This window comes from Amycolatopsis sp. NPDC089917 (assembly GCF_040684635.1).
In the GTDB taxonomy this organism is placed as follows: Bacteria; Actinomycetota; Actinomycetes; order Mycobacteriales; family Pseudonocardiaceae; genus Amycolatopsis.
This window is the reverse complement of record NZ_JBFBGL010000019.1, coordinates 58,125-75,799: the sequence shown is the minus strand read 5'-3', so window position 1 is coordinate 75,799 and position 17,675 is coordinate 58,125. Positions and strand designations below refer to the sequence as shown.

General features: G+C 69.8%; 24 protein-coding genes. 12 read left to right on the top strand and 12 right to left on the bottom strand.

Features of this window, described 5'->3' with window-relative positions; all coding sequences use genetic code 11:
* Positions 1–136 precede the first annotated feature (136 nt).
* Entirely contained in the window at positions 137–352 is a 216-nt protein-coding gene (locus AB0N89_RS16395) for a hypothetical protein (RefSeq protein ID WP_364205109.1), read from the bottom strand.
* On the opposite strand from AB0N89_RS16395, the gene AB0N89_RS16390 reads away from it, so the two are divergent.
* Positions 351–716, top strand: coding sequence for a hypothetical protein (locus AB0N89_RS16390; protein WP_364205107.1), 366 nt, complete (start codon positions 351–353; stop codon positions 714–716). The genes AB0N89_RS16395 and AB0N89_RS16390 overlap by 2 nt on opposite strands.
* A gap of 23 nt (positions 717–739) precedes the next feature.
* Positions 740–1,117 carry a hypothetical protein gene (locus tag AB0N89_RS16385; RefSeq protein ID WP_364205105.1) on the top strand — a complete coding sequence of 126 codons (378 nt, stop codon included), beginning with the start codon at positions 740–742 and terminating at the stop codon, positions 1,115–1,117.
* A gap of 16 nt (positions 1,118–1,133) precedes the next feature.
* Here AB0N89_RS16385 and AB0N89_RS16380 read toward each other — a convergent pair whose 3' ends face one another.
* Positions 1,134–1,526 (bottom strand): hypothetical protein, encoded by a 393-nt coding sequence (locus AB0N89_RS16380; RefSeq protein ID WP_364205103.1) that lies wholly within the window; start codon positions 1,524–1,526, stop codon positions 1,134–1,136.
* A gap of 159 nt (positions 1,527–1,685) precedes the next feature.
* Here AB0N89_RS16380 and AB0N89_RS16375 point away from each other — a divergent pair, with 159 nt between their 5' ends.
* From AB0N89_RS16375 to AB0N89_RS16360, 4 genes are read left to right on the top strand one after another with little or no spacing between them, the layout of a single operon-like run.
* Positions 1,686–2,663, top strand: a complete 978-nt coding sequence (locus AB0N89_RS16375) for an adenylate cyclase (RefSeq protein WP_364205101.1) — start codon at positions 1,686–1,688, stop codon at positions 2,661–2,663.
* Positions 2,664–2,665: 2 nt separating this feature from the next.
* A complete protein-coding gene (locus AB0N89_RS16370; RefSeq protein WP_093938758.1) occupies positions 2,666–3,640 on the top strand; it encodes a hypothetical protein in 975 nt (324 codons plus the stop codon).
* On the top strand, positions 3,637–4,830 hold the full coding sequence (locus tag AB0N89_RS16365; RefSeq protein WP_364205099.1) for an adenylosuccinate synthetase: 1,194 nt from the start codon (positions 3,637–3,639) through the stop codon (positions 4,828–4,830). Before AB0N89_RS16370 ends, AB0N89_RS16365 begins: the two co-directional genes overlap by 4 nt.
* Positions 4,827–5,459, top strand: coding sequence for an NUDIX domain-containing protein (locus AB0N89_RS16360; protein ID WP_364205097.1), 633 nt, complete (start codon positions 4,827–4,829; stop codon positions 5,457–5,459). The genes AB0N89_RS16365 and AB0N89_RS16360 overlap by 4 nt, the downstream gene beginning before the upstream one ends.
* Before the next feature lie 5 nt (positions 5,460–5,464).
* On the opposite strand, the gene AB0N89_RS16355 is transcribed toward AB0N89_RS16360, so the two are convergent.
* The 3 genes from AB0N89_RS16355 to AB0N89_RS16345 form a co-directional block, all read right to left on the bottom strand.
* Positions 5,465–6,223, bottom strand: coding sequence for a D-Ala-D-Ala carboxypeptidase family metallohydrolase (locus AB0N89_RS16355; RefSeq protein WP_364205096.1), 759 nt, complete (start codon positions 6,221–6,223; stop codon positions 5,465–5,467).
* Between the two features lie 271 nt (positions 6,224–6,494).
* Positions 6,495–8,198 (bottom strand): AMP-binding protein, encoded by a 1,704-nt coding sequence (locus tag AB0N89_RS16350; RefSeq protein WP_364205094.1) that lies wholly within the window; start codon positions 8,196–8,198, stop codon positions 6,495–6,497.
* A 37-nt stretch (positions 8,199–8,235) separates the two neighbouring features.
* Positions 8,236–9,078 carry a crotonase/enoyl-CoA hydratase family protein gene (locus AB0N89_RS16345; protein ID WP_364205092.1) on the bottom strand — a complete coding sequence of 281 codons (843 nt, stop codon included), beginning with the start codon at positions 9,076–9,078 and terminating at the stop codon, positions 8,236–8,238.
* Between the two features lie 128 nt (positions 9,079–9,206).
* Here AB0N89_RS16345 and AB0N89_RS16340 point away from each other — a divergent pair, with 128 nt between their 5' ends.
* Both AB0N89_RS16340 and AB0N89_RS16335 read left to right on the top strand, forming a co-directional pair.
* The gene (locus AB0N89_RS16340) at positions 9,207–10,094 is read left to right on the top strand and encodes an alpha/beta hydrolase (RefSeq protein WP_364205091.1); all 888 of its coding nucleotides are present in this window, start codon (positions 9,207–9,209) and stop codon (positions 10,092–10,094) included.
* Positions 10,084–10,638 carry a GNAT family N-acetyltransferase gene (locus AB0N89_RS16335; RefSeq protein ID WP_364205089.1) on the top strand — a complete coding sequence of 185 codons (555 nt, stop codon included), beginning with the start codon at positions 10,084–10,086 and terminating at the stop codon, positions 10,636–10,638. The genes AB0N89_RS16340 and AB0N89_RS16335 overlap by 11 nt, the downstream gene beginning before the upstream one ends.
* On the opposite strand, the gene cobA is transcribed toward AB0N89_RS16335, so the two are convergent.
* The 6 genes from cobA to rpmB all read right to left on the bottom strand — a co-directional run bounded on the left by cobA (position 10,614) and on the right by rpmB (position 13,323).
* Entirely contained in the window at positions 10,614–11,843 is a 1,230-nt protein-coding gene (cobA, locus tag AB0N89_RS16330) for a uroporphyrinogen-III C-methyltransferase (protein WP_364205087.1), read from the bottom strand. The genes AB0N89_RS16335 and cobA overlap by 25 nt on opposite strands.
* A gap of 54 nt (positions 11,844–11,897) precedes the next feature.
* Positions 11,898–12,305 (bottom strand): ankyrin repeat domain-containing protein, encoded by a 408-nt coding sequence (locus AB0N89_RS16325; protein WP_364205085.1) that lies wholly within the window; start codon positions 12,303–12,305, stop codon positions 11,898–11,900.
* A 64-nt stretch (positions 12,306–12,369) separates the two neighbouring features.
* The gene (gene rpsR / locus AB0N89_RS16320) at positions 12,370–12,618 is read right to left on the bottom strand and encodes a 30S ribosomal protein S18 (RefSeq protein ID WP_191251392.1); all 249 of its coding nucleotides are present in this window, start codon (positions 12,616–12,618) and stop codon (positions 12,370–12,372) included.
* Positions 12,615–12,920, bottom strand: coding sequence for a 30S ribosomal protein S14 (gene rpsN / locus AB0N89_RS16315; RefSeq protein WP_364205083.1), 306 nt, complete (start codon positions 12,918–12,920; stop codon positions 12,615–12,617). The genes rpsR and rpsN overlap by 4 nt, the downstream gene beginning before the upstream one ends.
* Positions 12,920–13,087, bottom strand: a complete 168-nt coding sequence (gene rpmG / locus AB0N89_RS16310) for a 50S ribosomal protein L33 (RefSeq protein WP_005149953.1) — start codon at positions 13,085–13,087, stop codon at positions 12,920–12,922. Before rpmG ends, rpsN begins: the two co-directional genes overlap by 1 nt.
* Positions 13,087–13,323 (bottom strand): 50S ribosomal protein L28, encoded by a 237-nt coding sequence (gene rpmB / locus AB0N89_RS16305; protein ID WP_005149951.1) that lies wholly within the window; start codon positions 13,321–13,323, stop codon positions 13,087–13,089. The genes rpmG and rpmB overlap by 1 nt, the downstream gene beginning before the upstream one ends.
* 84 nt (positions 13,324–13,407) lie before the next feature.
* Between rpmB and AB0N89_RS16300 the strand changes: the two genes are divergently transcribed.
* Genes AB0N89_RS16300 through AB0N89_RS16285 form a run of 4 tightly spaced genes read left to right on the top strand, consistent with a single transcriptional unit; the run spans position 13,408 to position 16,167 of the window.
* Positions 13,408–14,661: a GTP-binding protein gene (locus AB0N89_RS16300; protein ID WP_364205081.1), complete on the top strand. Its 1,254-nt coding sequence runs from the start codon at positions 13,408–13,410 to the stop codon at positions 14,659–14,661.
* Entirely contained in the window at positions 14,658–14,915 is a 258-nt protein-coding gene (locus AB0N89_RS16295; protein WP_020635049.1) for a type B 50S ribosomal protein L31, read from the top strand. Before AB0N89_RS16300 ends, AB0N89_RS16295 begins: the two co-directional genes overlap by 4 nt.
* Positions 14,915–15,073 (top strand): 50S ribosomal protein L32, encoded by a 159-nt coding sequence (rpmF, locus tag AB0N89_RS16290; RefSeq protein WP_005149940.1) that lies wholly within the window; start codon positions 14,915–14,917, stop codon positions 15,071–15,073. Before AB0N89_RS16295 ends, rpmF begins: the two co-directional genes overlap by 1 nt.
* Entirely contained in the window at positions 15,070–16,167 is a 1,098-nt protein-coding gene (locus tag AB0N89_RS16285) for a GTP-binding protein (protein ID WP_364205078.1), read from the top strand. The genes rpmF and AB0N89_RS16285 overlap by 4 nt, the downstream gene beginning before the upstream one ends.
* Positions 16,168–16,243: 76 nt before the next feature.
* Here AB0N89_RS16285 and AB0N89_RS16280 read toward each other — a convergent pair whose 3' ends face one another.
* On the bottom strand, positions 16,244–17,659 hold the full coding sequence (locus AB0N89_RS16280) for an AMP-binding protein (RefSeq protein ID WP_364205076.1): 1,416 nt from the start codon (positions 17,657–17,659) through the stop codon (positions 16,244–16,246).
* Between the last annotated feature and the right edge of the window lie 16 nt (positions 17,660–17,675).

Below are 17,675 nucleotides of genomic sequence, written 5' to 3'. Positions count from 1 at the left end.
CGATCGGATTTCCGCGGCGACGGGGTGTTGTCTTCCTGTGAACGGCATGTTAATCGTCCACAATGGACAGTGATTGGGCGGTCCTCGCGTATCGCCGCGCGGCAGGCGCGATAACCTCCCGCGAATCGAACGTGGCTCAATGCCACGACAACGGGCCCGGCCGGGTCAGAATGGGCCGGTCACGACCGGCCGACGAAAGGATCGCCTTGCCCGTCTCGACGACCACGGGAACGCGCCGGCGCCTGTTCGCGGTCTGCGCGATCGTCGCAACGCTCGCCGCCTGTTCGGGCGAAGATCCGCCACCGCCCGTCACCTCGATGACGGCCTTGCCTCCCACGCCCTCGTCGGCCATGCCCGTCACGTCGCTGCCCCCGATTCCGTCGCAGACCGCGCCGAGTCCTTCCACTGCCCCGAAACCCACGACTCAGCCGAAACCCGCTGAACCGGTACAGGGCTCGTGCGGCACCGTCACCGCGGCGAGTGGCCTGACCCTGCAGGTGCTCAACGGGCCCGGGGTCTCCTGCGCGGACGCGACCGGGATCGTCGGCTCGTTCCACAAGAGGATCGCCGGACGCCAGTCCGCGGGCTCGGACGAACCGGTCAGCGAGACCGTCGACGGCTGGCTGTGCGTTTCCGGCGCCCCCGCCGCGCAAGGCGGCACCAGTTGCAGCAAGGGCGATCAGAACGTGTTCGCCGCCGTAGTCCCCGTCGAATGAACCATCCTCGAGAAGAAGGGCCCATGAAGAGCCTCGCCATCGTTCCCGCCGCGTTCGCCGTCGTCCTGCTGAGCGGTTGCGGCGCCGATCCCGCCCCCGCGGCCGCTCCGCCGCCGTCCTCCCCCGCCGTCGCACAGCTTCCCGCCGGGACGCCCTGCGGCGAGGTCGCGGGGCTTCAAGGCGCGAAGAACAAGGTCGTGACGCGCGGGAAGACCGACTGCGCCGAAGCCGGCCAGGTACTCAAGGACTACTTCACCAAACTGACGCCCGACGAGGTCGCGTCGCCGCAGGGCCCCGGTCCGGTGGTGATCGGCGCCTGGACGTGCGGAAGCGGGCCGAACGATCCGGTGACGAGCTGCTCGACCGAGGACGAACGGCAGATCGAAGCCACTCGCTCCTGAGCCTTGCTCGGCGGCGTCACTTCTCGCGACGCCGCCGGGTCCGGTCCTTCCGATACAGGACACCAAGGCCGATCAGCATGCCCAGCAGCGCCAGGCCGATCGCCACGCTCACCGACAGGCTCGAGATCACCATGGACTTCGACCGGTAGGCGAAGCCATCGCCGGCGAAGACCCTGTCACCCACCGCGGCCTTCTCGCCCTCGATCCTCCCGCGGCCGGCGCGCCCGTCGTCGAACCGCCAGCTCCCCGCACAGTAAGGAATCTGGCCACTCATCGGCGCCGTCTCCCCGACGCATCCCGAGATTCCGGTGACCGTGACGTTCTCACCGGTGTTCAGTCTGTCCACGCGGTCACCGAGGAATCCCCCGAGGGCCACCAACAGGACGACGAACGAGATCCCGGCAGGCACCGCCAAAAGCACCCTGGGAAACCGCGGTTTTCCCGGCACGGATCTCCTCTCCGTTCGATCTTTTCAGGCTATTTCCCGAAGCGGCGGAACGGCATGGGATTTGTACCGGCGCCCACCCCGCGCTTGCCATCCCAGGTAAAAGTCGTCTAGACTCAAACTATGCTCACCAGGGACGACGCCGTGAAGACGATCGAAGACGCGGCGGTTCTGTTCGACTCCGATCCCGAACTCGCCCACCGGCGCTACCGCGAACTCGCGGCCGCGCTCCACCCCGACCGCAACCCCGGCGACGCGCGGGCGCACGAGGCGGCCGCGACCCTCAACCGCCGCTACGACGACTGGAAACGAGCCCGGCGCCAGACCGTCACCACGGCGACGTCGAGCTACACCCTGACCGCTCCGCACGCGGTGGGCAGTGTCGCGACGACGTACCGGACCACCGGGCCGCATCTGGTCAAACTCGTCCGGGACCCGGCACTCAACCCGCTGATCCACGCCGAGTGGGCGGCGTTGCGCACGCTCGACGGCTTCACCGAACGGCACCGCTGGCTGCGGCCGTACTACCCGCGGCTGCTCGACACGTCCGGCCCGGTGGCGCGGGGCGACCGGGCGTTCAGCGTCCTCGATCCGCTCGTCGACGGGTTCGTCACCCTCGCCGCCATCGGCGAGGCGTTCCCGGACGGGCTCGACGGCCGCGATTACGCCTGGATGCACCGTCGCCTGCTGCGTGCCGTGGCGGGCGCGCATCGCGCGGGTCTCGTTCACGGCCATCTCACCGCGGACAACGTGCTCGTCCACCCCGGACAGCACGGGATCGTCCTGGCCGGCTGGTCGTTCGCCGTCGAGGCCGGGGCGCTTCCGCTGGCGGCGGACAACTCCGCCGAGTATCCGCCGGAAGTCCACAAAGGATTGCCGATGACCGCGGCCACCGACGTCCACATGCTCCACCGCCTGATGCTTTCCCTGCTGGCGCCCGCGGAAACCCGCCAACGCGAGTTCGCCACGTGGTGCACACAGGACGACCCGGCACAGCGACCCGACGCCGTCGACCTCCTCGACGAGTACGACGACCTGCTCGGCGAGCTGTACGGCCCCCGCACCTTCCGCCCGTTCACCATCCCCGAGACAGGAGCCTGACCATGGGACACGGACACTGGGACGACAACGCCTACGCAGCCGCGAAGACCTTCCGCGCGGCCAAGGGCGAGGACGATTTCGGCTACAGCGCCGATCTTCGCGCCAAACCCGCCAAGGACTGGAAGGCCGCGCCCGCGCTCGACCCGAAGAACGCCGTCCGGGAATGCCGGGATTCGGCCGACCACAGCGATTCGACGCCGATCGCGGTGCTGTTCGACGTCACCGGCTCGATGCGCCGGGTACCGCGGATCATGCAGGGGAAACTCGGCAAACTGCACGGGCTGCTGAAACGCCGCGGCTACCTGGCCGACCCGCAAGTGCTGTTCGGCGCGATCGGCGACGCCGACAGCGACCGGGTCCCGTTGCAGGTCGGGCAATTCGAATCGGACAACCGGATGGACGAGCAGCTGCGCACGATGTTCCTCGAAGGCGGTGGCGGCGGGCAGAAGAGCGAGTCCTACGAACTGGCCGCCTATTTCATGGCGCGGCACGTGGTCACGGACGCCTGGCAGAACCGCGGCCGCAAGGGTTACCTGTTCCTCATCGGTGACGAGCTGAACAAGCCGGCACTGGAGGCCCGCCACATCCGCCGGGTGATCGGCGACGACGTGCGAGAAGACATCGACCCCGCCTCCGTGTACCGGGAACTGGCCCGCAAGTGGCACGTCTACTTCGTCCTGCCGAACCAGTCCTCGTACTACAACGACCCGCAGATCGGCGAGCACTGGAGTGGCCTGCTCGGCCAAAACTTCCTCAAACTCGACGACCCCGGCGCCGTGTGCGAGCTGATCGCGGCCACGATCGGGCTGGAGGAACGGGTCGTCGACGTCGACAGGGCGCTCGCCGATCTCGCGGACGTCGGCTCGGTCGCCGAGAGCAAGGCCGTCGGCAAGGCGCTGGCGAAACTGGGCACCAAATCGGTCGTCACCTCGGCGGTCCCCGAGCCAGGTGGTCCGAGCGACGTGGTGCTGCGGTGAGCCTCCTGGACGGGCACGTGGTGGTGGTCGGGCTCGGTTTCGGCGACGAGGGCAAGGGCGCCGTCGTCGACGCCCTCTGCGCCGCCCGGCCCACCACCGCCGTCGTCCGCTTCAACGGGGGCGCGCAGGCCGCGCACAACGTCGTCGTGGACGGGCGCCACCACACCTTCAGCCAGTTCGGGGCGGGCACGTTCGCCGGCGTGCCCACCCACCTGTCGCGGTTCGTGCTGGTCGAGCCGTTCGCGCTGGCGGCGGAAGCCCGGCTGCTCGAAACCGGCGGCGTCCGGGATCCGCTTTCGCTGCTGAGTGTGGACGGCCGGGCGCTGCTCACGACGCCGTTCCACATCCACGCCAACCGGGCCAGGGAGGAGGCTCGTGGCGTGGATCGGCACGGCTCGTGCGGGAAAGGCATCGGCGAGACCGTTTGGTACTCGCTGCTGGCCGGGGCCGTGCCGGGTGAGGTGGTGGAGAACCAGGAGGTGATCGGGACGCCGGGGGAAGCGCCCACGGTCGCGGACTGCGCTCGGCCGTCGGTGCTGCGGCGCAAACTGGACGCGCTCGCGCGGTTCTACGCGCCGCTCGCCACACCGTCGCACAGCGTGGACGAACTGGTGGCGCTGTACCGCGACTTCGCGGGCGCGGTGCGGATCACCGACGGGGAAGAAACAGGTCGGCTCGCGGACGCCGGACGGCTGGTTTTCGAGGGAGCGCAGGGGGTTCTCCTCGACCAGCACCACGGGTTCCATCCGCATACGACCTGGTCCACCACCACCCCGCACAACGCCCGCGCACTGCTGGGTGGGCGTCCGCATGCCGTACTGGGGGTCACGCGGACGTACCTCACCCGGCACGGCGCGGGGCCGCTTCCCAGTGAGTCCGCCGCCGTGCTGGCCCGGTTTCCTGAGGTCCACAACGAAACCGGCGAGTTCCAGGGCGCGTGGCGGGCGGGCCACCTCGACGCGGCGCTGCTGGACTACGCGCTCGCGGCCTGCGACGGCGTGGACGCGCTCGCGGTGACCCACCTCGACGCGACCGGCCTGCGGGTCGTGCCCGGTGAGGGCTCCCCCGCCGTCGAGCTGCCGGATCCACTGGCGTGGTTCGGCGCGCGGCTGCCGGTGGCCGTCGCCGGGTACGGCCCGGACAGGGCGGGTTACCGGGTCGCGGAGGCAAGGTCGACAATCTACGCGTGATCGAGTCGACGCCGGTGTCCGTGGACGTGCTCGTGGTGCGGTTCGCCCCCAGCACCCGCACAGTGCTGCTGGGAATCGCGCCGCGAGCCGCCGAGCCGTTCGCGGGCGAACTCGCCCTGCCCGGGGTACTGCTCGGGGTCGGGGAACGGCTGCGGGACGCCGCGGGCCGGGCGGCGGTCACCAAACTGGGGCTGCCGCCCGACGCGCTTTCGGCGACGGGACAGCTCGCCACCTTCGACGAGCCGAACCGTGATCCCCGGGGTCCGACGCTGTCGGTCGCCTTGTGGGCCACCACTTCCCCGGCGCTCGACGATCCGGGGAACGTCGTGTGGGCGCCGTTGGACGAGGTGCCCCCGCTGGCGTTCGACCACGACCGGATCGTGGCGGACTGCCGTCCGCTGCTGGCGGACAAACTGTGGCGGGACGTCCCCTTCAGCGCCGGGCTGCTGGGTCCGATCTTCACCACCGCGCAGGCGTTGGACGCGACCGAGGCGCTGACCGGGGACCGCCCGTATCCGGCCAATCTGGGCCGGACCATGGAGCGGGTCCCCGGGTTGCGGCGTACGACGGAACACGCGGCCGCCCTCCCCAAAGGAGGACGGCCGCCGTCGTTGTGGCGCTGGGAGTAACGAGGTCAGATCCCGCAGGCCGAAGCCGACCAGAACCGGCTGGACCGGTGGGCGACGTGCGTGTGATCGCTGTGACCGGGGTAGCCCGGCCCGAGGATCTCACTGAACCCGTGGTTGCGGGCCTGCTTCGCCAGCCCGCAGAAGCCCTGCGAGCCCGCTCCGAGGTCCACCGCGTCGCCGTAGAGGTGACGGCTGTTGGTCGCGCCGCCGACCGCGTTGTTGCAGGAGACGCTACGGAAGCCGCCGTTGACGGTGATCGGCCGGTCACCCATGGCGTGCCGCATCGCCTGCAGCTTCCACATCGACACCAGCGCGTTGGCCTTCGCCGTCGCGCCTGAGACGTTGCCGCCCGACCAGTCGGAGTTGCACCGGTTCAGTTCGGCGAAGGTGAAGTTGACCGGCGAGCAGTCGTCGTCCTGCAACGCGTAGATCTTCGTGAACGTGGCCGATCCGGCGATGCCGTCCGCGCCCAGCCCGTAGGCCTGCTGGAAGCGGGTGACCGCGGCCTTGGTGCCCGCGCCGAACTGGCCGTCGATGGCGAGGACGCCACCGTAACCGGGATAACCGGCGACCCGGATCTGCAACTGCCGGACGTCCTCACCGGACGCGCCCTCGGACAACGTGCGTCCCCAGCTGTAGCAGGCGTCGGCGGCGGACACGTCGCCCGCCGTCACCGGGCCTGGATCGGCGGCGGCCGGGGTGGCCACCGCGGTACCGAGCCCGGCCACGAGGGCGAGCATCGGCAGGAGGATACGAATGCGCATGACAGGAACACCTTTCAAGGCAGGGAAGGTGAGACCCGTGACCCCCACGGGTTGTCAACGATTCACTGCACGGGATGCTAACGCGGTTCCTGCTGGCGCGCTGTGGGTCGTTCGACCCACACACCCGCTCCGGTGCGGCGATCACGCGTGATCAGATGGACATGTCGTGTGATCAGATGGACGACACGCGAGATGTCCGTCCAATCACACGTGTCGTCCGTCAAGGCACGCGTGTCGTCCGTCTGATCACACGAGTGCGGCGGGCCGGGTGTCAGCCCTTCAGCTGCGGGAAGTCCTCCTCGCGGAACTCCCCCGCCGGCCGCTCGGCCGCGTCGTTCTCGCGTCCTCGCAGCTCGACGCGGCGGATCTTGCCGGAGATCGTCTTCGGCAGCTCCGTGAACTCCAGCCGCCGGATCCGTTTGTACGGGGCCAAATGCTCCCGGGCGAAGGCCAGGATGGACACGGCGGTGTCGGCCGTGGGCTCGTGCCCGTTCGCGAGGACTACGTACGCCTTCGGCACGGCGAGCCGGATCGGGTCGGGCGCGGGGACCACGGCCGCTTCGGCGACGGCGTCGTGTTCCAGCAGGACGCTTTCCAGCTCGAACGGCGAGATCCGGTAGTCGGACGCCTTGAAGACGTCGTCCGTGCGGCCCACGTAGGTTATGTAGCCGCGTTCGTCGATCGAGCCGACGTCCCCGGTGTGGTAGAAGCCGTTCGCGAAGGCGGCGGCGGAGCGCTCGTCGTCGTCCGCGTAGCCGGTCATCAGCCCGACCGGCCGCTTCTCGAGGTCGAGGCAGATCTCGCCCTCCTGCGCGCGCTCTCCGGTGACGGGGTCCACGAGCGCGACGGCGAACCCGGGCAGCGGACGGCCCATCGACCCCGGCACGACGTCCTGCCCTGGGGTGTTGGCGATCTGGACGCTGCTCTCGGTCTGCCCGAAACCGTCGCGAATCGTGACGCCCCAGGCCTTTTCGATCCGGTCGATCACTTCGGGGTTGAGCGGTTCGCCCGCGCCCACCACCTTGACCGGCGGGGTCTTCAGCACGGTCAGGTCCGCTTGGATCAGCATCCGCCACACCGTCGGCGGGGCGCAGAAACTGGTGATGCCGCACCGTTCCATCTGAGCCATCAGGGCGACCGCGTCGAAGCGCGCGTAGTTGTAGAGGAACACCGTCGCCTCGGCGTTCCACGGCGCGAAAACGTTGCTCCACGCGTGTTTCGCCCAGCCCGGCGAGGAGATGTTGAGGTGGACGTCGCCCGGTTCGAGGCCGATCCAGTACATTGTGGACAGATGGCCGACCGGGTACGAGACCTGCGTGTGCTGCACCAGTTTCGGCTTCGCGGTCGTGCCCGAGGTGAAGTACAGCAGGAGCGGGTCGTCCGCCGCCGTCGGGCCGTCGGGCGTGAAGTCCTCCGCCTCCTCGTAGGCGTCCACGAAGGACCGCCAGCCCTCGACCTGTTCACCGACGACGATCCGGGTGTAGTCACCCTCGACGTTCTCGAACTTGTGCGCGTCGGCGGAGCGGATCACGACGTGTTTCGCCGCGCCCCGCTCGACCCGGTCGGCGAGGTCCGCCGGGCCGAGCAGGGTCGAGGCCGGGATGATGACCGCGCCCAGTTTGATCGCGGCGAGGATGGTCTGCCACAGCTCGCCCTGGTTGCCCAGCATCAGGATCAGCCGGTCGCCCCGGGAGACGCCGAGCGAGCGCAGCCAGTTCGCGACCTGATTGGACCGGCGCGCCATCTCCGGGTAGGTCCAGCGGTTCTCGATGCCGTCCTCTTCGACGATCCACAGCGCGTACCGCTCCTGGTTGGCCGGATCGGCGGCGATGACGTCGAACCAGTCCAGCGCCCAGTTGAACTCGGCGGGCCGGGGCCAGGTGAAGTCGCGATAGGCGGTCTCGTAGTCCTCGCGATGGGCCTGCAGATAGTCCCGTGCCTCGCGGAACGTGCGGTATGCCTCCGAAGCGCTCACGATCGTCCTCCTGGTCCTGATTGGCCGCCGGTTCTTTCTACTCTCCCTTGAACTCGGGCGCGCGCCGTTCGAGGAACGCCTGCACGGCCTCGCCGAGATCCTTGCTGGGGAGGAACGCAGCGTTCCAGGCCGAGACGTAGCGCAGGCCTTCCGCGACCTGGCGTTCGGTGTTGGCCGAAAGGACGTTCTTGGTGCCGTGGACGACCAGCGGCGGGTTGGTGGCGATCTCCGCCGCCATCTTGCGCGCCTCGGCGAGCACCGTGTCCTGGTCCGCGTAGACGTCGTTGACCAGGCCGATCTTCTCCGCGCGGGCGGCGTCGATGTCCTTGCCGGTGTAGGCCAGCTCCCGCAGGTGTCCTTCGCCGATGATCGGCGCGAGCCGCTGCAGGCTGCCGAGGTCGGCCACGATCGCGACCTTGACCTCGCGCACGCTGAACTTCGCGTCCGCGCTCGCGACGCGGATGTCCGCGGCCGCGATCACGTCGACACCACCGCCGATGCACCAGCCGGAAATGGCCGCGATGACCGGTTTGCGGCATTCGGCGATCGAGGACACACTCGCCTGAAGGGTCTTGACCTCGTCCAGGAACTTCGTCCGCGGGCCCGCGAGCGCGTCGCCGCCGAGCATTTCGCCCCAGCCGGGCATCATCGCGGGCAGATCCAGCCCGTAGGAGAAGTGCTTGCCGCTCCCGGTCAGCACGACCGCCCTGACCTGCGGGTCCGCGTCGAGAGCGCGGAAGACGATCGGCAGCTCACGCCAGAAATCGGGGCCCATCGCGTTGCCCTTGGACGGGCCGAGCAGCGTCACTTCGGCGACGTGCCCGTCGATCTCCACCTTGAGCGAAACGAGATCGGGAAGACTGTCAGCTGTAGCGGTCATGAGGTCATCTTGACTCATGTGATTGACAGGCTGCCAACGGCCACTGTGCCCGGCCGCACCTGAGATGCTTTCCTGGTACCAGCGAGTACTACCGGCGAGTACCGACGATCGACGAAGGACGGTGGGATATGAGCCCGGCCAGCAGCGCCACCGCGCTCGCCGACCTGCCCGCACTCATCCCGGGGCGGCGGCGAGAGCGATCCTCCCGGCCGATCGAGCTGTCGGGGTCTTTCACCCATGAGGGTCACCGGCTCGCCTACACCGAGTTCGGCTCCGGCGACCGGGTCGTCGTGCTCACCCACGGCATCATGCTGACCAGGCGGATGCACGCGCCGCTCGCCCGCAGGCTGGCCCGCGCGGGATTCCGGGCCGTGACCCTCGACCTGCTCGGACACGGCGATTCCGACCGGCCCACCGACTCGTGGCTGTACTCGATGCCCGCGTTCGCGGAGCAGACCGTCGCGCTGCTCGACCATCTGGAGATCGACACCGCCGTCATCGGCGGGACGTCACTGGGCGCCAACGTCGCGCTCGAAGTGGGCGTCTCCGCGCCGGATCGCGCGCTCGGCCTGGTCGTCGAGATGCCAGTGCTGGACAACGCGATCGTCGCCGGGCTGATCACCTTCGCCCCGCTGCTCATGGCCGCCCGGTTCCTGCCGGTGACCGTGCAGGGCGTGGCGCTGGCGGCGAAGCTCGTCCCGCACGGCAACCAGTGGGTCGACGTCGTCACCGACACCCTGTCCCAGGAGCCCGCGCCGATGGCCGCGCTCCTGCACGGCGTGCTCTTCGGCCGGATCGCGCCGCCCAAGTCGATCCGGCGGGCCATCGAGACCCCGGCCCTGGTCATCGGGCACGAGGGCGATCCGATCCATCCGTTCGGCGACGCCGACACGCTGGCCGCGGACATGCCGGCGGCCGAGTTCGTCCAGGCCCGCAGCCCGGTCGAGCTGCGTTTCGACCCGACTCGCCTGACCGACGCCATCGCCGACTTCGCGACGCGGTGCCATGACCGCTGAACCGGCGCCGACCCGGGACACGGGCGCCGAGGAGCTGCGGACCGGACGGCTGCTCCTGCGCCGTCCCGGACCCGAAGACCTCGACGCGATCGTCGCCCTCCACACCGATCCCGAGGCCTGTGCGCACAATCCGTCGGACCTGCTGGAAACGCACAAGGACGCGGAGCTGCTCTTGCTCCGCTGGTCGCACCAGTGGAACCGGTACGGATTCGGGTACTGGATGGTCCGGCGGCACGACTCCGCGGAGACGCTGGGCGTCTGCGGGGTGAAGATCGTCGGCTTCCGGCGCGGTCCCGTCCTGAACCTCTTCTACCGGTTCTTCCCGTCGACCTGGGGTTCGGGATACGCCAGCGAGGCCGCCGGCGCGGCGGTGGACTGGGCGCGCGCCCACCGCCCGGACGACCTCGTGATCGCCCGGGTCCGGCCGGAGAACGTCGCCTCACAGCGGGTGGCGCTGCGGGCGGGCCTGATCCGGGCCCCGCATCTCGACACCCCCGGCGACGACGGGATCGACTGGCTCTACGTCGCCGGCGACGAAGGCTGAGCCAGCCCGGCCACCGGACCGAAGACGATCACCGCGGGCGGGCGCACACCCGCCGCGGCGGCGTCCTCGACCACACTGTCCAAAGTGGAGCGAAGAACCCGCTGGGTGCGCATCGTGCCGTCCTCGACGATCGCCACCGGCGTGTCCCCCGACCGCCCCTCCAGCAGCGCCTTGGTGAACAGCGGAAGCCGCTCGACACCCATCATCAGCACGATGGTGCCGCGCATCTTCGCCAGCATTCCCCAGTCCACCAGCGACTTCTCGTCGTCCGGCGCGACGTGGCCGGACACCACGACGACCTCGTGGGCGACACCGCGATGGGTCACCGGGACGTCCGCGGCCGCGGGTACGGAGAACGCGCTCGTGATGCCCGGGACCATCGTCACCGGGATGCCCGCCTCGGCACAGGCGAGGACTTCCTCGAAGCCGCGGCCGAAGAGGTACGGGTCGCCACCCTTGAGCCGCACGACGAACTTGCCCGCCTTGGCCCGCTCGATCAGCGTCGAGTTGATCACGTCCTGGCTGGCCGCCCGGCCGTACGGGATCTTCGCGGCGTCGACGATCTCGACCTCGGGCGAGAGTTCGTCGAGCAGTTCGCGCGGGGCCAGCCTGTCGGCGACGACGACGTCCGCCCTGGCGAGGAGACGGCGGCCGCGCACGGTGATCAGTTCCGGGTCGCCGGGGCCGCCGCCCACCAGCGCGACGCCGGGGAGGTCGTCGTGCGCGTCCGGCACTCGGCCGTCGGCGACGGTGCCGGCGCGGAGGCCGTCGAGGATGCTGTCCCGGACCGACGCCGACCGCAGCGGCTCGCCGCCGGAGAGGACGCCGACCAGCAGTCCGCCGTGCCTGCCGGAGGCCGGGGTGACCGCGCTGCCGAGGTCCCCGTCGTCGGCGCGGACGCAGAACACCCGCGCGCGTTCGGCCTCGGCGCAGACGGCGGCGTTGACCTCGGGATCGTTTGTGCAGGCCAGCGCGTACCAGGCGTCGGTGAGGTCGCCCTCGGTGTAGCGGCGCTCATGCCAGACGATCTCCCCGGCGTCGGCCATGGCGCTCACCGACGGCGTCGTGTGCGGCGAGACCAGTTCGACCCGCGCGCCGGCGCCGATCAGTCGCGGCAGGCGGCGCTGGGCGACCGTCCCGCCGCCGATCATCACGACACGACGGCCTGCCAGGTCGAGGCCGGAGAGGTAATGCGGGTCATCCATGCGGGGCAGTGTAAGGATTCAGCGGCCCGGACCGCGATCCGAGTGAGAACCGCCTCAGCCCTGGAGCAAGGCCAGCAGTTCGGTGTTGCCGAACATCCTGGCCGCGTCGATCGCCGACGGCTCCCCCGCCGTCGCGTCCGCGCCGCCCTTGAGGAGCGCCTTCACGACCTCGGGCTCGTTCTTGAAGACCGCCCCGGCGAGCGGGCTCTGACCGCGGTCGTTCTCCCGGTTCGCGTCGGCGCCGCGTTCGAGCAACGCCGCGACCGTGTCCGCGTGCCCGTGGTAGGCCGCGAGCATGACCAGGGTGTCGCCCCGGTCGTTGGTCAGGTTCGCCGAGATGCCCGCGTCGACGTAGGCGATGATCTCCGCCGTCGCCCCCGAGCGGGCGAAGCCGAACACCTTCGCCCACAGCTCCAGCAGTTCGGGATCGATTTCCTCGGCCTGTCCGGGGTTCTCCGTCATGTGGTCGATTCTTCCACAGGAACCGGGGTCCGGGCGGCGTGTCGCACCGCCCGGACCGGCGGTGTCAGCGGCCCGCGTTGGGATAGGGCAGCAACGCCATCTCACGGGCGTTCTTGATCGCGGTGGCGACCTGTTTCTGCTGCTGGGGCGTCAGCCCGGTGACCCGGCGGGCACGGATCTTGCCGCGATCGGAAATGAACTTCCGCAGCAGGTCCGCGTCCTTCCAGTCGACCTCGGTGATCTTGTTGGCGTGCAACAGGTTCGTCTTGCGCTTGGCGGGGCGGTCCCGGTTCGGCTTGGCCATCGCGCTCACCAGCTCGACTTCGTGACGCCGGGCAGTTCGCCGTTGTGCGCCATCTGCCGCATCCGGACCCGCGAGAGCCCGAATTTCCGCAGGTAGCCGCGCGGACGCCCGTCGGCGGCGTCGCGGTTGCGGATCCGGGTCGCGCTGGCGTCGCGCGGCATCGCCTGGAGAGCCGACACCGCGGCCGCCTTCTCCTCGGGCGAGGCGGACGGCGACGCGATGACCGCCTTCAGCTCGCGGCGCCGTTCGACGTAGCGGGTGGCGATCACCTTGCGCCGGTCGTTCTTGGCGATCTTGGACTTCTTGGCCATCAGCGCTCCTCCTTGAACTCGACGTGCTTGCGCGCGACCGGGTCGTACTTGCGCAGCACCATGCGGTCCGGGTCGTTCCGGCGGTTCTTCTTCGTGACGTAGGTGTAGCCGGTGCCCGCCGTCGAGCGGAGCTTGATGATCGGCCGGATGTCGGTGCTCTTGGCCATCAGAGCTTCACCCCTTTCGCGCGGAGCTCGGCCACGACGGCCTCGATCCCGCGCTTGTCGATGGTCTTCATGCCCTTCACCGAGACCCGCAGCCGGACCCAGCGCCCTTCGCTCGGCACGAAGTACCGCTTGGCCTGCAGGTTCGGCTCCCAGCGCCGGGACGTGCGCCGATGCGAATGCGACACCTGCTTCCCGTAGCCCGGTTTGCGGCCGGTGACCTGGCACACGGCGGACATACACCCTCCCGAGTTGATATCGATAGTCGTTTTCATTTACTGTACACAGCCGAACCAGACCGCCATCGACGCCCCGGAGCTTCAGTGACCGACAACCCCCGCGTGCCCCTCGTCCTGATCAGTGGCCTCGCACCGGGACCGAACGCCGACCTCGCCGAGCGGCTTCGCCTGGCCGGACCCGGCACCGCCGTCGTGCACCACGACCTGCGGCAGATCCACTCCGGCGTGGTCAGGCGGCGGATCCGGCTCGGCGACCGCGACCAGCTGACGGTGCTCGAACTCGCGCACGGCTGTGTCTCCTGCACGCTGCGCGAAGACCTCCTGCCGTTGCTGCGCAAGCTTGCGCAGATGCCGCAGGTGCGGCGGATCGTCGTGCGGCTAGACGAGGCCATGGAGCCCGAGCCGGTCAGCTGGGCGCTGCACCACGTCCTGGTCGGCGAGCGGCCGGTGATCGAGGACGTCGATCTCCAGGCCGTGCTGGCCGTCGTCGACTGTGCGACCTGGCTCGCCGACAGCACCGGCGACGACACCCTGGCCGAACGCGACCTGCGGGCCAGCCCCGAGGACGAGCGCACGGTCGCCCAGGTCGCGCTCTCCCAGGTCGAGTTCGCCGACCTGCTCGTCCTCGCCGGCGCGGCGACGGACGCCTGGTCCGCGGCCAAGGCGTCGGCGGTGCTCGACCGGGTCGCGCCGTCGATCCCCCGCGTCGAACTGTCCGCCGTGGACGGGAAGACCGTGCTCGACGCCGTCCCGGCCGACGCCCGGCGCGGTGAGGTCACCGACATGCACGGACCGCTGCTGCGCGGTGAACCGCCGTTGCACACCGACTGCGGCATCGGGCTGCTCACCTTCACCTCGCAGCGCCCGTTCCACCCGGAGCGGCTCCACGACGCGATCGACGTCCTGCTCGACGGCGTCCTCCGCACCCGGGGACGCTTGTGGGTGGCGAGCCAACCGGACATGGCGCTGTGGATCGAGTCCGCGGGCGGCGGTCTCGGCGTCGGGCACGCCGGGGCGTGGCTCGCCGCCCCCGGCGGACCGGACTGGGCCGCCGTCTCCCCCGAACGCCGCACGCTCGCCTCCTTGCGCTGGGACCCGCAGTTCGGCGACCGCGCGCAGGAACTGGTCGTCGTCACCGATCAAGCCACGCCCGAGGAGATCGAGGCCGCCCTGAACGGGGCGTTGCTGACCGAGGACGAACTCGCCGCCGGTGAACAGGAATGGCTCCGCTACCCGGATCCGTTCGGCGAATGGCACGAAGAGCCGTGCGAGGACACGGAAACCGACCCCGAGAAGCACGACGTGAACGCGTCGAACCGAAAGGACGAAACGCAGTGAAACCGGGAATCCACCCTGACTACCACCCCGTGGTGTTCAAGGACCTCTCCACCGGGGACGCCTTCCTGACGCGGTCCACCGCGACGTCGGAGCAGACCATCGAGTGGAGCGACGGCAACACCTACCCGGTGGTGAACGTCGAGATCAGCTCGTGGTCGCACCCGTTCTGGACCGGCAACCAGCGGATCATGGACAGCGCGGGCCAGGTCGAGAAGTTCCACCGCCGTTACGGCCGTCGCGGAGGGTCGAAGTAATGGCCGTCCCGAAGCGGAAGATGTCGCGCAGCAACACCCGGTCCCGGCGGTCGCAATGGAAGGCGGCCGTGCCGGATCTGGTGCCGATCAAGGTGAACGGCGAGACGAAACTCGTGCCCCGCAAGCTGATGAAGCACTTCCACCAGGGTGGGGAATGACGACGCCGGTCACGGTGCTGTCCGGGTTCCTCGGCGCGGGCAAGACGACCGTGCTCAACCACGTCCTCGCCAACCGCGACGGGCTGCGGGTGGCGGTGATCGTGAACGACATGAGCGAGGTCAACATCGACGCCGCGCTGGTGCGGGACGGGAACAGCCTGTCCCGCACCGAGGAACGGCTCGTCGAGATGACCAACGGGTGCATCTGCTGCACCCTGCGCGACGACCTGCCGGAAGAGGTCTCGCGGCTCTGCGCGGACGGCCGGTTCGACTACCTGCTCATCGAATCGAGCGGGATCTCCGAACCGATGCCCGTGGCGGCGACGTTCTCCTTCGCCCGCGAGGACGGCGCCACACTGCTGGACTCCGCGAGGCTCGACACGATGGTGACCGTGGTCGACGCGGTGAACTTCGAGCGGGAACTGGCGTCCGGGGACGCGCTGACCGAACGCGGGCTGGACCAGTACGAGGACGACGAGCGGACGGTCAGCGATCTGCTGATGGACCAGATCGAGTTCGCGGACGTCCTCCTGCTCAACAAGGCGGACCTCGTCTCGGCCGACTCGCTGGACCGGCTGACCGCCGTGCTGCGGCGGCTCAACCCGGCCGCCGAGGTCGTCGTCTCGACACACGGTCGTGTTCCGCTCGGCAAGCTGCTCGGCACCGGCCGCTACGACGTCGAACGGGCGCAGGAAGCACCCGGCTGGGTGGCCGAACTCAACGGCGATCACGTGCCGGAGACCGAGGAGTACGGGATCTCCAGCGTGGTCTTCCGCGCGTCGCTCGCTTTCGATCCCGAGCGTTTGTGGGACTTCGTCGGCAGGCTCGATTCCGGGGAGTTCGGGACGGTGCTGCGGTCGAAGGGGTTCTTCTCGCTGACGTCGCGGCCCGGGGTGACCGGGTTGTGGTCGCAGGCCGGGTCGGTCGCGCGGTTCGAGCCGCAGGGTGTCGAGGACGCTCCTCGGCAGGAACTGGTGTTCATCGGGGTGGGGCTGGAGAAGGACGCCCTGATGGACTCGCTTCGGGCTTGCTTGGCCACCGGTTCGGCCGGCGTGGATCCGTTTCCGGCGTGGGAGTCGGTGCACGCGCACTGACACGTCACGGTCCCCGAGTACATGAAGGCCCCCTTCCTTGCGCTAGACGCAAGGAAGGGGGCCTTCATGTACTGACTCAGGCGATGTGGCGGCGACGCCCGGCCCAGAACGGCGCCCGGAGCGCCCGCTTGTCGACCTTGCCGATCGCCGTCAGGGGCAGTGCCTCGGCGAAGTCCACATCGGACGGTACGAAATGCTCCCGCCCGAAGAACTCCCGGACGTGTGCCCGGACTTCGTCGGCCGATAGCGCCCCTGACGCGGCCGGGACCACCACGGCGTGGACCAGCTCGCCGTCGTCGCCCGGCACACCGAACACCGCCGCGGAACGGACCAGCGGATGCCGGGCGAGCGCGTTCTCGACCACGGTCGAGTGCACCTTGGTGCCATGCTCGCCGGTGACGATGACGTCGTTCGCCCGGTCCAGGAGGTAGAGGTACCCTTCGCGGTCGAACCGCCCGAGATCACCGGTCCGCAGCCAGCCGTCCCCGATCGGCTCCACCCCGTGGTAGCCGTCCATCATGGACAGTCCGCGCACCAGGACCTCCCCGTCGTCGATCCGGGCCTCCATGCCCGGGACGATCCGCCCCACGGACTCGAGCCGCTCCGGCCTGCCGTCGAGTTCCGCCGCGGAGATACTCGCGATCATCGGCGCCTCCGTGAGCCCGTAGCCCTGCCCGACCACGGGCCCGAACACGTCGAGTGCCTGCGCCAGCCGCCGCGGCGAAAGCGGTGCGGCACCGAGCGAAAGCCCGCGCACACTGCTGACGTCGCACGACGTCATCGCCGGATGATCGAGCACCGCGGCCAGCCGCGCCGGGGTGAGCGACAACGTGGTGATCCGGTGTTCCGCGATCGCGTCCAGCACGGCGCCCGCGTCGAAGCCCCGCAGCAGCACCACGCTTTCCCGCCGCAGGATCGCCCCCAGCACGGTGGCGTTGCCGGTCATATGCGTCATCGGCGCGATCAGCAGTGTGCGCCCCGGCCCCGCCGGATCCGGCGCGAAGATATGGGCCATCCCGTCGTAGATCCCGCTGTGCCGGATGAGTTTCGGCGTTCCGGTGGTGCCACCGGAGGGAAAGACGACGGTGACCGACCCCGGCAGCCCCGCCGGGTCGGTACCGTCGCGGTCCACCAGCTCGCCGAACGTGGTCACCCTCGCGTCGCCGGCAGGCCAGTCTTCCGGGTTCTCCGCCACCAGGGTGGTGACACCGGCCATCCCGACCGCGGCGAGGCGATCCGGCGAACTCGCCGACGCGGCGACGAGCAGGACCGTCGAACCCCGGAGCTGTGCGGCGATCTGCAGGAGGACGGTTTCAGGCCGGTTACCGGCGTCGATGGCGACCACCCCGCCTTCCGGCAATCCCGCGTACAGCCGGCGCAGCAGTTCGAACGCCTGCCCGTACCCGGTCTCCGCACCGTCCTGGACGAACAGGACCTCTTCGCCGCCCGAGCGCAGCGCGTCCAGCACCCGGGTCAGAAACAGACTCTCCACCGGCCGGACCCTAACC